Raw genomic sequence first — 13,659 nt, forward strand, 5'->3', positions numbered from 1 at the left:
TGGGGTCAGCCGTTTCCGGCTCCCGGGGCACTGCATGACAAGGACGTTAACAAATTCTAACAGCCGCACCGACAAGGACGTATATGCCGCCACGTAGAATTGCTGACCATGGCTCTGATGGTTCTGCACTGTGACTCCGACACCAGTCACGAGGACACACACAATAGCACCCCCGAGGAGGGGGCGGTGACGGAGATTCTCCGCCGCCGTGACATCCCGGAAACCCGCCTCTCCCACCACCTGCTCAGCGCGGTACCGGCCCGCAAGGAACTGCACTTCCTCGATGAGATGGCCAAGGACATCCTGCCGGCGGACCCCACCCCTTCGCTGGATGAGATTTCCGCCCAACCCGATGTGGCGCACCTGGGCACCCCGAAGCCAGCCCCGCAGCAGCCGGCGGAGCGTCTCCGGGTGATCGTCATCGGCAGCGATGCCGCGCTGGCTGCGGTGCTGACCCGCATGATGCGGGCAGATTACCTCTGGGCGGAGGTCGGCTATGTCCCCACTGAAGAGTCCAGCCCAGCGGCCTTGAACTGGGCGATCCCCACCGATCGCGCGGCCGCCCTGGAGATCGCGGTGGCGGGTCCGGTCCGCCCGGTACCGTTGATCCGCACGGACACCGGTCTGGCGGTCGCCGGTTCTGCCACGATCACCAACTGGGATAATGCCGAGTTCACCGGGGAAATCATCGTCGATGACGCCATCCTCGTCCGCCACGAGGGCGACCCGGCCGTCCGCTTCCACGGGGCCTTCGGCACCCGGCTGGTCCCGATGACCGATGCCCCCGGTATTGCCGCGGTGCGCGCCACCTCCCCCGCCGCCCCGCTTGACGACGCCCCGGCGGCCGGCCTCGGCACCTGGCTGGCAGGTCGACTCTCCCCGGAGCGCCTGCAGCAACTCAGCCAGGGCAGACTTTTCGCCGGGGCACTTCGCACTGCCCCGGCCCGCACCGGACTGGTCGCTCCGGCGTCACTCAAGACCGGGCGGGCGGTGCAGGCCGGCGGTCCGGAGTTGGCGGTCACCGTCGATGGGGTGCGCAGCAAGCGGGCGGTGAAGCGTTCCACCTTCTACCGCCACCTACGGGACCTGCAGATCGTGCGGCTCTAAAGCACATTCCCCTGCGCACTGCCCGCGACCGGTTCCACGGAGGTGATCAGGCACATGACCTCCCGGTCGCCATAGCGCCAGGATTCCGCAGTCGGTAGGAAAAGGGTGAAGTCCAGCTCGGATTGCAGGTAGGGGGTGCCCACATACCCCTCGAAGGCGTCCAGGCAGATCTGGTTCGCCTGCTCGGAGAGTTCCTGCTCCGGGGGGATTTCTGCGCTGTCTCCACCCACGTCACTCAGGTGGTAGAGCTCGGCGTTATGGGGTTGTTCGCAGTCAATGATGCCCAGGGTGTTCACGCCCTCCCCCGCGTCGGTCTGGCCGATAGCGTGGATGTCTTCCACGCAGTCGCCCACCTGCACATCGAAGATGTCCAGTTCCTCAGCCGGGGCGGGTGCCGTGCTCGCGGGACTTTCCGGAGCAGAGCTCTCCGCCGTCGGGGCCTGCGTACTGGTGCTCGCTGAGCTCGTGGTGTCCAGGGCGGTGGTCGCCGGGGTGGCGCTGGCAGAGCTCGCCTCCGTGGAATCAGATCCGGTGACTGATTGGACAGCCGAGTAGATGCTGCTGCAGCCGACGAGCAGGAAGGCGGCGGAGAGACTGACGGTGGTGGCGAGCAGACGGCGGGTGATCATGGCGGCGGACCTCAGTTCTTCATTGTGATGTGCATCTCTTAAAAGAAACTATCCTGAGTGCCCACTGCCCCACCAATTGATCATGAAAATGTTATCCATCTGACATCTGCCACACGCCGGCCCACCGCTACCGGTCCTCGGTGCCGGGCTCCTCAAAATCATCGTCTGACCATACCTCCGGCGGGAAGGCCGGGGTCTCGGATGAGGGTGAGAGGACCGCCACCGAGGATTCCCGGGACATGCCGCAGACCTGGAGCAGATCAACGATGATTGAGCGGGACTGCGCGAGCATCGCCTGCGCCGAGAGCACCTTGCCCTCCGCCACCGAGACCTCGGAGCGGGCGCCGAGCACGCGTAGCCGGTGGACGAGCTCGGGGATCTCGGTGGCCTCGATGACTACTGCGTTCTTCTCATACACCCCGGAAAGCGCCAGGGAGATATCCGAGAGTTCATCGATGATCTCGATCTGCACCGGAGCAATCGTGTCGCCGTCCTCGGTGAGCACCAGTGCGCGGCGGGCGAGCACCCGGACATTGCGGATGGTGTTGTCCACCGGGGTGAGGATGCGTTCCAGGGAACGCACCCGCCTTCGCTCGCTCCATAGCAGCGGCGAAACGGTGGTGGTTTCCCGGGCGGTCTTGCCGGCGGCGAGCATGGTGTTGATGTCCTGCTGGGTGCCGCGCACCGCATTCAGCGCCTCATCAAGGGCCTTGGTGTCGCCCTCCCGGAGGGCGAGCGCGACGTCGTGAAGCACACTGGCGACGATACCGAGCACCTTGGAGACCTCCTGGCGCCCCGCGCTCAGGGGGGAGGTGGGGATGATCGCGATGATCGCGATCGCAGTGGCGCCGCCGATCAGGGCGTCGAACATGCGGTCAAAACCGTCAGCGGAGCCGGGCGGCATGATCGTGGCGATCAGGATGGAACCGATGGCGACCTGGTTGCTCACCAGTGGCGCCTTCGACAGGAAGGAGGCCACCAGCAGGGAAGCGCCGACCACCACGGTAATCTGCCAACCGCCGGAGCCAATGATGGAGATCAACAGATCTCCCAGCCCCACGCCCACGGCACAGCCGAGGGAGAGTTCCACCGCGCGCTTGACGCGCTCGCCGCCGGTCAGGCCGAGGATGATTACGGCGGCGATGGGGGCGAAGAAGGGCTGCTCATGGCCGAAGAGGGCTTGGGCGACCCAGTAGGCCCCACCTGCGGCAAGTGCTCCCTGCAGCACCGACAGCCGTCGTTTGTATACGCGGCGTGCACGGGCGTGCAGGGAGTCATCGAGATCCCGGAGCCGCTCCAATGTGCCGATTCTCTGCTTGGGCATGGCCCTCACATTAGTCGGCCCGGGCGACTCGCGGCGGAGTTGCTACTTGCTGACGGACTTGCCCACCGAGTGCAGGTCCTGGCAGGACTCCAGGACGCGCTCGGACATGGACTGCTCGGCCTTCTTCAGGTAGGAGCGCGGGTCGTAGAACTTCTTGTTGCCGACCTCGCCGTCGATCTTCAGGACGCCGTCGTAGTTGGCGAGCATGTGAGCCGCGATCGGGCGGGTGAAGGCGTACTGGGTGTCGGTGTCGACGTTCATCTTGATGACGCCGTAGCGCAGGGCCTCCTCGATCTTCTCCTTCTCGGAGCCGGAGCCACCGTGGAAGACGAAGTCGAAGGGCAGGGTGTCCTCGCCCAGACCCAGCTTCTTACGGGCGACCTGCTGACCCTCGAGGAGGATCTCCGGACGCAGCTTGACGTTGCCCGGCTTGTAGACGCCGTGGACGTTGCCGAAGGTCGCGGCCAGCAGGTAGCGGCCGTGCTCGCCGGTACCGATGGCGTCGATGGTCTTCTCGAAATCATCAGCGGTGGTGTAGAGGTTGGCGCCGGCCGTGGCCTCGACACCGTCCTCCTCGCCGCCGACGACACCGATCTCCACCTCAAGGATGATGTTGGCCTTGCGGGCCTTCTCCAGCAGCTCCTGCGCGATGGAGAGGTTCTCATCGATCGCCACGGCGGAGCCATCCCACATGTGGGACTGGAACAGGGGCAGCTCGCCGCGGTCGACGCGCTCCTGGGAGATGGCGATCAGCGGACGAACATACTCATCGAGCACCTCCTTCTGGCAGTGGTCGGTGTGCAGTGCCACGTTGATGCCGTAGTGCTTGGCGGCCTCGTGGGCGAAGGCGGCCAGGGAGGTGGCGCCGGCCACCATATTCTTCACGGCCAGGCCGGAACCGAACTGGGCGCCACCGGTGGAGAACTGGATGATGCCGTCGGACTCAGCCTCCGCGAAACCCTTCAGTGCGGCGTTGATCGTCTCAGAGGAGGTGCAGTTGATCGCAGGGAAGGCGAAGCCGCCCGCCTTGGCGCGATCAAGCATCTCGTTATAAACCTCAGGGGTTGCGATAGGCATTGTGGTGGTTCCTCCATCAGAAGTTTTTTCAGGTGCTGTGAGACGGTCCCGGTTTATAGCTCGGATCCGTCTGCCCGCCACCAGTATGCCTGTGTCGCAGGCGAATTTCTCGTGATGAGGGTGATCCCCACCCCACTGTGCTACGAACCACGCTTGGACTCCCCCGATGGGGTGGCCCCGTCCAATTCCACATCAGCCGCCACTCGCGCCGCCGCCTCAATGAGCATCCAACCGGAGAGCTGCACCGACAGGTCGCGTTCGGCAATCCTGATCGCGCCGACCCGCTCCGAGAGCGTGGTGGAGGAAAGTCCGTAGTTATGCGGCAATCGGGCACTTTCGGTCCAGTCAGTGGCGAATACGGGCAGCCCGTCCACCTCCAGACGGTTATTCCATACGCTCTCCGCACTCCCCAGCACCATGCGGGCGGCGATCCGCCGGACAGTCTTGTTCGCCGGGTTATCCGCGGGCAACCGGATGGCCACATCGGCGAGGTAGCGCATCAGGATGCCCTTGAAGAGCCCGCCGTCACCGTCACCGGTATCCCAGTCGATGACGCCGTCCTGGTTGGCCATGTGCCGGGCGATGGCGTGCACCAGGGAACGGATGTGGGTGATGTAAGGCATCGCCTCATCGGCGCGCTCGGCATCAGCGAGATCCTTGATCTCCTCGGTGTGCCCGAAACCGGCCCGTTCCCGCAGGTTCAGGGCGATCTCGAGGCAGGCCCCCAGCATCACGCCCTGGCAGTAGGGGTGGATGTCCTTGACGATCTCCGGGCCATGCATCCGCATCCGCAGCCCATCGGCGATCAGCCCGTCCTCGGTGAGCAGGGTGTCAAAGATCCAGTCGACGATGCGGGTGGCCTGGTCCAGGCGTCCGGTGCGCGCCATCATGATGGCTGCAGGTCCGTTGGTCGGGGTGTTGTAGTAGGTTTCCCCGGTGCGCCAGGGCAGCACCCCGGTCAGGCCGTCGATGCCGGCGATGATATCGAATTCGAGGGCACCGAGCGATTTCGGGGCCTTGACCTTCTTGAGTTTATCGGCCCGGGCCAGCGAGAGCGCCAGCCATGCTTTGTCATCGTAGTAGCGGTTGTTGCTCAGTTTGCCCAGATTGCGGATCCGGATGGATTTCATGGTCCGCCGGATCCGTTGCTGGCGGCTCGGGGTGGCCCGGCGGGCGGCCGCATCGACCAGACAGTCGAGGTAGTGCGCCTGCCACCAGTAGTGCCAGTGGAGGAAGAGGGATTCCTTACCCGTGGGCGGCCAACTGACCACCGCCAGGTTGGTGCCGGGCAGACCCCACAGCCGACCGGCGTGTCTCTCATTGATGGCCGCTTCGGCGAGGTCGGCGCGGTGCGCCCATTTCTCAAGCACTGTAGCTCTTCACTCCTGGTGAGGATCCCGGACAATCTTCGTTACCTCATCGTAACGATTATTAGCGGGCACCGTCAGGGTCACCGTGCTGCCGGATCCAGCTGTGCATCGCGATCCCCGCCGCCACCCCGGCGTTGATCGAACGGGTGGAGCCGAACTGCGCGATCGAGCAGGTCATCAGTGCGCCCTCCTGTGCCGCCGCACTGACCCCGGGGCCTTCCTGGCCGAAGAGCAACAGGCATTCCCGCGGCAGCGCTGCGGTCTCCAGGGGAATCGAACCCGGGGTGTTGTCGATGGCCACCACGGTGAGGTCATGGCGGATCGCCCAGGTCAGCAGGGATTCCACATCGGGGTGGTGCATCAGGTGCTGGTAGCGGTCGGTGACCATCGCACCGCGCCGGTTCCAGCGACGTCGTCCGACAATGTGGACGGTGTCCACGGCAAAGGCGTTGGCGGTGCGCACCACGGTCCCGATATTGGCGTCATTCTCGAAGTTCTCGATCGCGATGTGCAGCGGATGACGTCGGGTGTCAATGTCTGCGACGATCGCCTCGCGGGTCCAATAACGGTAGGCGTCAACCACGTTGCGACGGTCGCCCTCGGCGAGCAGGTCGGCGTCGAAACGCGGATCTGTGGGAAGCGGCTGCCCGGGATGTTCCTCGGCCCAGGGGCCGACGCCGTGGCGCCCCTGCCCCCACTCGGTCGGACCGGGGGTGTTCTCCGGCAGGGACTCAGGCTGTGACTCAGACGACTCAGGCAAGATCGAGGTCCTCGAGGCCCAGCAGGTAGCGGTACTCCAGGCCAGCCTCGGCGATGACCTGGTCCGCACCGGTGGCGCGGTCCACGACGGTGGCCACCCCGATGACCTCGGCGCCAGCTTCACGCAGCGCCGCCACGGCCGTGAGCGGGGAGTTGCCGGTGGTGGTGGTGTCCTCGACGACCAGGACCTTCTTGCCCACAATGTCCGGGCCTTCGACGCGGCGCTGCATGCCGTGCTTCTTGGTTTCCTTGCGCACCACGAAGGAATCGATCGCCCGGCCTTCAGCGTGCATCACCGCGGTGGCCACTGGGTCTGCGCCCAGGGTCAGCCCGCCGACGGCGACGAAGTCCCAGTCGGCGGTGGCCTGGCGCAGCAGCTGACCGATCAGGCGGGAGGCGCGGTGGTGCAGGGTGGCGCGGCGCAGGTCAACATAATAATCAGCCTCACTACCCGAGGAGAGGGTCACCTTGCCGTGGACCACGGCAAGTTCTTTGACGAGCTCGGCGAGTTCGGCGAGCTGTCGGGCATCCAGGTCAGGTCGGTTCATGATGGCCTCCTCAGGCGATAAGGAACAAGAACGGTTCAGCCCTCAAGATTAGTTCCTCTCCTCATCGAAGGGATCGGTACCCAGCTCCTGGGTGAGGTCATCGAAGATACTGGGGCCTTCAGACAGGTCGCGCAGCATCCGCAGGCCGTTGAACTGCTCCGGGTCCAGCTCTGGTGCCCGCTCCGCGATCGGGGCTACCTCATCAGCACCGACGGCGCGGGGTTCCACCACCCCACGGCTCTCTGCGCGGGTGCGACTCGGCAGTTCCAGGGGTTCCTCCGGCCGGATGATCACCGGGGTGCTGGGCTCTGCATCAGGCACCACGCTCAGCTGACTCAGCGGTGCCTGCTTCGGCGGCATCGCCCGGGTGGGATCAAGATCCTCGTGGTTGAGCAGCTGGGGGCTGTTCATCGGCGGCGGCAGCGTGCGCGCGGCATCGGCGAGCGCGGCCAGCGGGGCACACATCTCATCCCAATCACCCTGGTGCGAGCCCTTCAGCGTCTGACCGAGCACCCAGTCCCCCTCGACCCACACCGCGGAGACGATCTCCGGCAGGGCTTCCAGTGCGGCGGTGACCCGTTCATCAATGAATCTTTCCGCCGGGCCGGTCTCCGTGGCGTAGAGCCGGAAGCCGTTGAGCTCGGTGACCGGCACCAGGTCCGGGGACTCCGCCGTGCGATCCGCCGGGATGGCCTCACTACGGCGCAGATCGACAACCACATCGGAGGCCGCGCCGCGCCGCATCGCCATCACGGTGATGCCACCCAGGTCCACCAGGTGCATCTCCTTGCCGTAGGCCACGCCACTGACGACATCGCGCACCACCGCGCCACTGGCGGCGGCACCGCGGGACCATTCATCATCGAGGTACTCGTCGGTGCGCTTGAACTCCCATTCATGGGCCTCGGCCCAGAGGCGACGCTCCCGACGCTGGGCGCCGGGCAAGGCGATGCCGGAACGCGGCCGCTTGCGCTGCTCTGGCTTATCGACGACCGCTGCAGGTTCCGCCGCAGCCGCCGGGGTCGCTTCGAGCACCGGGACCATAGCTTCCGTCGGCTCCGGCTCCGGTTCTGGCGTGAGCCTGGGGGCTGGGGGCTGCTCCCCTGTCTCATCCTCGAATTCAACCTCGAGCGGCTCCGCCTCGGATTCAGGCTCAACGTCCTGGTCCGGGGCGTGCTCGAGAGAGGTGGGCGGACGGTCTGATTCAGTGGCCCGCGGAGTTGCTGGTCCGCGGCGTCGGGAAGCATCGACGAACCACAATGCGGCGCCCGCGAGGGCCGCCGCACCTGCGAGGGCAAAGGCGATGAGTTCCATTAACCCATAACATTAGTGCGCGAGGAGGCACTTAGGGGGATCGACGGGGAGATTGTGTCGCGGCGACCTCACCCGCAGCCCAGTCAGAGGCGCTGGGACACCGGGTGGGCGATCGGATTCGCCGGGTCCGCCGACCACTGTGACCAGCCACCGACATAGTGTGCCGCCCCGGTCAGCCCCGCCATGTGCATCGCCGCCAGCGCCTGGGAAGAGTGGTTCCCGGAACCGGAGTAGACGATCATCTCCGCTTCGCCGGTGATCCCTTCCTCGGCGAAGCGCGCCCGGATCTCCGCCGGGGACTTATAGGTGTTGTCCGGGTTGAGCAGATCACGGGAGGGAACATTGATGGCACCGGGAATATGCCCGGCCTTGAGATCGAAGAGTTCCTTGTGTCCGTGGAACCGGTTCGGTTCGCGGGCGTCGATAAGCTGCCCACCGAAATTCTTCACGTCTTCCATCGTGGCCAACGGGAGCTGCCCGATCCGGGGGGTGACATCCGAATCGGACTGCAGATTGCCAGGGCCCGCAAGCACCGGGTATCCCTGCTTATCCCAGGCTGCGAGACCACCATCAAGGATGCTCACATCCGCCACACCCGCCCAGGTGAGCACCCACCAGGCGCGGGCGGCGAACAGCCCCTTACCGTGGTCATAGACGACGACGCCGCGGTCACTGCGCAGACCCCAGCGTGTGAACCAACGGGCCAGGGAATCCAGGTTCGGCAGCGGGTTACGGCCGGTACCCGAGCTGGGAACCGCGGCCAAAGCAGCGGAAGGATCACAGAACATGGAGGTGGGGATGTGCTCGGAGTTGAAGGCGGCGCGGCCGGCGCCATTATAGCCGGACATCCCGGGGCCATTGTGGGGCACCCAGTAGCTGGCCAGAATAATCTGCTTATCGGCGTGGAAGATCGAGTCACGAAGTTCGGACGAGGTCCTCAGGATACTCATGCCGCGAAGTCTATTGACCCCGGCAGACTTGTGCAGGATCGATTCCAAGAGTTCAGCGGGGGTTAACGCCGGTGCCGGTGTCAGAGCCAGCCCAATTCCCGAGCCCGGGTATAAGCCTCGAAACGGTTCTGCGCACCGACCTTGCTCATCGCCTGGGAGAGGTAATTGCGGGTGGTACCCGGCGCGAGGTGCGCCTGCGCGGCAATCTCCTCCACGCTGCCACCCTTACCCGCGAGGGTGAGGATCTCCTCCTCGCGTGGGGTCAGCGGGGACTGCCCGGCACTGATCGTCATCGCGGCGAGCTCCGGATCAATGTAGCGACGCCCGGCATGCACGCTCCGGATCGCGGTGGCGAACTCCGCCGCGGTGGAGGTCTTGGGCACAAAGCCCCGCACCCCCGCAGCCAGTGCGCGCTTGAGCTGGCGCGGCCGGGCGTGACTGGTGACGATCAGCACGGCGAGGTTTTCTTGTAGTTCACGCAGCTGCACGGCGGTGTCAATGCCATCCATCCCGCCGAGCTGGAGGTCCAGCACGCAGACCTCGGGCAGCGGGCCGCCGGTGGTGGCCTGCCGGCGCCACCAGGTCAACAGCTCCTCCCCGGAGCCACAGATGGTGAGCACCGCCAGATCCTCCTCCAACCCGAGGAGGGTGGCCAGCGAACTGGCGACCAGAGCTTCATCATCGGTGATGGTGATAGGAATCATTGTGTTTCTCCCAGGATCAGGCTGGCGGTGAAGGTGGTGCCGTCTCTTTCGACGAGCAGCTGGGCACCGGAGTTCCCGGCGCGTGTATCCAGCGCCTTCAACCCGGAGAGCGGTTGAATCTCGCTGGTGGCACCATCGTTTCTCATGCTCACCGCCCCGGGGGTCAGTTTGAGGAGAACCCGGTCTGCATCGGAGTGCTTGAGCACGTTGGTGGTGGCTTCGCGCACGAACCAGGCCGCCAGTTCCCGGTCACGCGTATCGACGTCCAGGGCATCACCGTTGATGTCCAGGTCAATGCCGGAGTCCGCCAGCAGGCTCTGCGCGCCCGCCACCTCGGTGGCGAGGTTGATGGCCCGGTAGCCCTGCACCACCTCGTGCATCTCAGACATCGAGGTCTTGGCCAGCCGCTGCAATTCCTGTAGTTCACCTTCCAGGCGATCATCTCCCCGGCGTGCCAGCGCCAGTGCCAGCTCCGCCTTCAGCGACATCGCCGCCAGGTGCTGGCCGAGGGTGTCATGCAGTTCCTGGGAGAAGCGCAGCCGTTCTTCGGTGACCTTCAGGGCGGCCTCGGTGTGCCGGGCGGATTCCACCTCCTTGAAGAGGTTGATGGTCCAGATCGTGATGATCACGGAGCTCAGCAGAAAGAGCGCACCGATGCTCCACAGGTAGGCCGCCATCCCGGTCCCGCTCACCTGCTGGACCAGCAGCAGCGTGATCATCGACATCCCGAGGCAGAGCAACCAGCGATAACGGAGCCACGGCAGGTAGCCCAGGGAAAGATTGAACATCAACCAGACTGAAGCTAAGGCGCTCATCGCCCGGAACTCATCGGGAAGTGGCAGCATCACCAGTGCCGAACTGAGCAACCAGGCGGTGCCGTTGAACACCAGTCCGACCCGGAAGAACGGCACCACAGATCGACGCCCCCGAGAATTCAGATCCGGGTGAAGCTCGAAGATGATCAGGGTGAGTACCACGATGACCAGGCCGAGAGCGAAAAAGAGCAGCGGTGCCATCAGCGGGATATCCAGCTCAGCCGGAAGACTGAACACCGGTAGAAACAGCATGAACAACATGCCGAGGCCGATGAATTGGAGCGAGATCCGGGTATAGGCGATATACCGGGCTGAGTTGCTCATACCCCGCCAGGTCCGCCTCGGGGAGGTGATTCCGCGGAATCTCTCGGCGGCGGTGTGCTTCTCAGTCATTGTTATTCTCAGTCATGGTTCCTCGATGTTAACGCGGTGCCGATTTTATCTTGCTGCAAGAGATCTGCCCCCCTTAGCTTCCCATCGTCCAGGATTCTTGGCTGCGGTTAACTCCCTGCCAAAGCAGGTTTTTTCTCTCGGGTGAAGATGTCCCCAAAGGATCGAGCGTTGTTCGCTGGGATGATAAATCCGGCATACCCAAACGCCGGTGTCGAACCGTTGGTGGTGATGAGAGATAAAGGCACCAGGTTCGCCGATTTCGTCAATACGGACCAGGAGCATAAGTAGATTCTGACGGGGCGTGGAGAGCTCCCGCGAGGTTTTCAGTCCCCAAGAATCCACTCCAAGGCAAAATATGTGCAAAACGACCAAAAACCCTCTTGTTCCAGGCTCTTTCACCTCACCTTGCACATATTTCGCCACATCTAAGAACGACCAGGAACCCTCACCTTGCGGCAGGGTTCTCATCGTTTAGCGTATGCGAAAGATAATCAGACGTTCCCTTCCGCCCTTGGGGTAGAAATGAGCACCCTAGCAAGCCACCGAGGGTTCAGCCACCCATGCATGTGATAGTGGAGCGAAGACGAGCTTCAGTATTACAGAACAGAACCAAGCTCTTTAGCGGTGCGAGTCCCAGCGCATCAGGCGCTTGGCGGCGACAATACAGACCACGGTCCAGACCACCAGGATCAGCAGCGGCTGCACCGCTGCACCGAAGGTGCCGGCGAAGTCCAGCGGGGCAGTACCCGCCAGCAGCTGAGTGAAGGTACCGCCGGCCCAACCCGTGCCGATCAGGTCACTGATCGCGGCGAAGGGGGTGTAGCCGATGATCTCCGCGAAGACGGTGTCACCGAAGATCGGTCGCAGGCTGCCCATACCCGCCAGCGCCAGGGTCATCACCGGCAGGGAGGTGATCTGCGCAGCCTCGGCGTTCTTGGTGAAGGAGCTCGTCAGCAGCGCCAGGGCGCTGGTCATGGCCAGGCCAAGCAGCAGGGCGACGGCGATCAGCAGCAGGTTCACCGGGGCCGGAGCCCCGAGCACCATCAGCAACGGGACGATGACGATGGCGAAGATGACCGCCAGCACCGCGCCGGGGGCACAGATGGCCCCGAGGATCTCCACATCGCGGGCTTCACCGGTGCGCAGTCGTTTGAGCACACGTTCATCCCGGCGGGTGGTCGCCATCGAGAGCACGGTGTAGAACTGCACGAACAGCAACGTATAGAAGATGAACATGTCGAAGGAATTGGCGGCCTGGATGGCCGTGCCGTCCCCGATGAAGAAGAGGATCAGCGGGATACCGATCGGGAAGACGGTGGCCATGAACAGCAGGGTCTTGTTCCGGATGAACTGCAGCCATTCGGCCCGGGCCAGTGAGATCAAACGTTGCGGGGAGGTGGAGAGCTCCCGCTTCCCTTCATGCTTAGGGGCAAGTTCATTGTGTGCGGTGGTGGCGGTACTCATGGAAAATCTCCTCAGACTCTTGTGATTCGCAGGGGGTACTAGACGTTGTGGGCTTCGGCCCCGGCGATCTGCAGGAAGACCGTCTCCAGGCTGGCGGGGCGGGCGGCGAAACCACGCAGCTGCAGGTTGTGCCCGGTGGCCCAGCCCAACACCAGCTGGGTGTCGCGCTGCAGGTGGTTGGTGGCCACGGTCACCTTGTGCTGATCACGAGTGACATCCGCGCCGGGCAGCTCCGGCAGTGGTGGATAGTTGACCTCGAGTTCGAAGTGGATCTCAGCACCCGCGCGGGCGACCAGTTCCTGGACGGTGCCCTCCACCGCGATCTCACCACGGTGCATGATCGAGATCCGGTCCGCGAGAATCTCGGCTTCCTCCAGGTAATGGGTGGTCAGCATCATGGTGACGCCGCGGGACTTGAGCTGGGTGAGCAGTTCCCAGACATTGCGGCGTGATTCCGGGTCCAGGCCGGTGGTCGGCTCATCCAGGAAGAGGATGGCCGGGTCGCCCAGCAGGGCGCAGGCCAGGTCCAGGCGACGCTGCTCGCCGCCGGAGAGTGCCCCGACCTTGACGTCCACCCGGTGGCCCAGGTCGACGTCGGCAAGCACCTCGGGGATATCGCGCGGGGTGGAGCAGGTGCCGTGCCACATCTTCATGGTTTCGGCGACGGTGAGCTGGGAGGGCAGGCCACCGGACTGGAGCATGATCCCCAGCTCGGGACGCAGGTGGGCGCGATCTGCCACCGGGTTCATGCCGAAGATTTCGATGGACCCGGAGCTTGGCTCAGCCAGCCCCTCGATCAGCTCCAGGGTTGAGGTCTTACCGGCGCCATTGGTGCCCAGCAGCCCGTAGACCTCGCCGCGGCGGACCTCAAAGGTGGAGTTCTTCACAGCGGTGTAGGTGTTCTTTCCGGTGCCGTAGGTGCGACCCAATCCCTCGACCTTGATGACGGTGGCGGGGTGAACGTTGGTGTTCTTGTCATTTTCGGCGTCTGCAAGTGTCCGTGTCATGGCTTCTACTTTGCCCCTGGATCGTTTCCGCAGGTAGGGCCGGATGTCAGGACCTTGAGGTGCAAGTGTCATGACTGGTTCATGACATTTGTCATTTACCGCTAAAGAACACCACTGGAAACTCCCCGCTCCCCGCGCTAACGGTTTCCAGCTCCGCCGATGTGGAGTAAATTCTGAATCCCATGCTCCTTCCACTGC

General features: G+C 64.3%; 13 protein-coding genes. 1 reads left to right on the top strand and 12 read right to left on the bottom strand.

The window, feature by feature from the left end; all coding sequences use genetic code 11:
- Positions 1-108: 108 nt before the first annotated feature.
- Entirely contained in the window at positions 109-1,107 is a 999-nt protein-coding gene (locus tag ACTU46_RS11185; protein WP_443381753.1) for a hypothetical protein, read from the top strand.
- Here ACTU46_RS11185 and ACTU46_RS11190 read toward each other — a convergent pair.
- The 12 genes from ACTU46_RS11190 to ACTU46_RS11245 form a co-directional block, all read right to left on the bottom strand.
- Positions 1,104-1,736 (bottom strand): septum formation family protein, encoded by a 633-nt coding sequence (locus ACTU46_RS11190; RefSeq protein ID WP_443381754.1) that lies wholly within the window; start codon positions 1,734-1,736, stop codon positions 1,104-1,106. The two genes, ACTU46_RS11185 and ACTU46_RS11190, sit on opposite strands and share 4 nt — an antisense overlap.
- Positions 1,737-1,863: 127 nt before the next feature.
- Entirely contained in the window at positions 1,864-3,060 is a 1,197-nt protein-coding gene (locus ACTU46_RS11195; RefSeq protein ID WP_443381755.1) for an FUSC family protein, read from the bottom strand.
- A 42-nt stretch (positions 3,061-3,102) separates the two neighbouring features.
- Positions 3,103-4,137 carry a class II fructose-bisphosphate aldolase gene (gene fbaA, locus ACTU46_RS11200; protein WP_443381756.1) on the bottom strand — a complete coding sequence of 345 codons (1,035 nt, stop codon included), beginning with the start codon at positions 4,135-4,137 and terminating at the stop codon, positions 3,103-3,105.
- 140 nt (positions 4,138-4,277) lie between these two features.
- A complete protein-coding gene (locus ACTU46_RS11205) occupies positions 4,278-5,507 on the bottom strand; it encodes a glycoside hydrolase family 76 protein (RefSeq protein ID WP_443381757.1) in 1,230 nt (409 codons plus the stop codon).
- Between the two features lie 61 nt (positions 5,508-5,568).
- A complete protein-coding gene (locus ACTU46_RS11210) occupies positions 5,569-6,234 on the bottom strand; it encodes a TrmH family RNA methyltransferase (protein WP_443381805.1) in 666 nt (221 codons plus the stop codon).
- Between the two features lie 25 nt (positions 6,235-6,259).
- Entirely contained in the window at positions 6,260-6,814 is a 555-nt protein-coding gene (gene pyrE / locus ACTU46_RS11215; protein ID WP_443381758.1) for an orotate phosphoribosyltransferase, read from the bottom strand.
- Positions 6,815-6,862: 48 nt separating this feature from the next.
- Positions 6,863-8,128, bottom strand: a complete 1,266-nt coding sequence (locus tag ACTU46_RS11220; protein ID WP_443381759.1) for a hypothetical protein — start codon at positions 8,126-8,128, stop codon at positions 6,863-6,865.
- 83 nt (positions 8,129-8,211) lie between these two features.
- The gene (locus tag ACTU46_RS11225; RefSeq protein ID WP_443381760.1) at positions 8,212-9,078 is read right to left on the bottom strand and encodes a sulfurtransferase; all 867 of its coding nucleotides are present in this window, start codon (positions 9,076-9,078) and stop codon (positions 8,212-8,214) included.
- Positions 9,079-9,158: 80 nt separating this feature from the next.
- The gene (locus ACTU46_RS11230) at positions 9,159-9,782 is read right to left on the bottom strand and encodes a response regulator (RefSeq protein WP_443381761.1); all 624 of its coding nucleotides are present in this window, start codon (positions 9,780-9,782) and stop codon (positions 9,159-9,161) included.
- The gene (locus ACTU46_RS11235; RefSeq protein ID WP_443381762.1) at positions 9,779-10,990 is read right to left on the bottom strand and encodes a sensor histidine kinase; all 1,212 of its coding nucleotides are present in this window, start codon (positions 10,988-10,990) and stop codon (positions 9,779-9,781) included. The genes ACTU46_RS11230 and ACTU46_RS11235 overlap by 4 nt, the downstream gene beginning before the upstream one ends.
- 618 nt (positions 10,991-11,608) lie before the next feature.
- A complete protein-coding gene (locus ACTU46_RS11240) occupies positions 11,609-12,454 on the bottom strand; it encodes an ABC transporter permease (protein ID WP_443381763.1) in 846 nt (281 codons plus the stop codon).
- Positions 12,455-12,492: 38 nt separating this feature from the next.
- Positions 12,493-13,461 (bottom strand): ABC transporter ATP-binding protein, encoded by a 969-nt coding sequence (locus ACTU46_RS11245; RefSeq protein ID WP_443381764.1) that lies wholly within the window; start codon positions 13,459-13,461, stop codon positions 12,493-12,495.
- Between the last annotated feature and the right edge of the window lie 198 nt (positions 13,462-13,659).

This window comes from Corynebacterium sp. A21 (assembly GCF_052266655.1).
Taxonomy (GTDB): Bacteria; Actinomycetota; Actinomycetes; order Mycobacteriales; family Mycobacteriaceae; genus Corynebacterium.